We start from the raw sequence: 554 nt of genomic DNA on the forward strand, positions 1-554 counted from the left end.
GACGCAGGTCATGCGTAACGCAACCGCCTTCCTTAACTTCAACTTCATTAAGATTTGAGACACTGTATGTCACGCACAATAATGGCCTTCGATTTCGGTACTAAAAGTATTGGTAGCGCGATTGGTCAAGAAATCACAGGCACCGCTTCACCACTGAAAGCGTTTAAAGCCAATGATGGCATTCCAAATTGGGATGACATAGAAAAACAAATTAAAGAATGGCAACCAGATTTATTGGTCGTAGGCCTGCCAACGGATTTACATGGTAAAGATTTAGAAACCATCACCCCGCGAGCGAAAAAATTCGCGAAGCGTCTGCAAGGTCGTTATGGCTTGTCTGTTGAATTGCATGATGTGCGCTTATCAACTTCAGAAGCGCGCGCAGAATTGTTCAGTATGGGTGGCTACAAAGCCTTATCCAAAGGCAATATCGACTGCCAATCTGCCGTGGTCATTCTGGAAAGTTGGTTTGAAGCGCTTTGGGGCGAATAAACCTCGCAAGCACAATGAAAAAGGTTGGCAGAAGCCAACCTTTTTTGTGTCTTGAATACGCT

Annotated in this window: 1 protein-coding gene; it reads left to right on the forward strand. The window is 44.8% G+C overall.

Annotated features, from left to right (window positions below; translation table 11 throughout):
• Positions 1-66 precede the first annotated feature (66 nt).
• Positions 67-492: a Holliday junction resolvase RuvX gene (gene ruvX, locus R7F64_RS24255; RefSeq protein ID WP_318072201.1), complete on the forward strand. Its 426-nt coding sequence runs from the start codon at positions 67-69 to the stop codon at positions 490-492.
• Positions 493-554: the final 62 nt, after the last annotated feature.

Source organism: Vibrio sp. Vb1980 (assembly GCF_033338615.1).
Classification (GTDB): Bacteria; Pseudomonadota; Gammaproteobacteria; order Enterobacterales; family Vibrionaceae; genus Vibrio; species Vibrio alginolyticus.

What these genes read in the sequence shown, in the direction of transcription:
- ruvX (WP_318072201.1), top strand. Translation starts at nt 67, where the DNA reads ATGTCACGCACAATAATGGCCTTCGATTTCGGTACTAAAAGTATTGGT.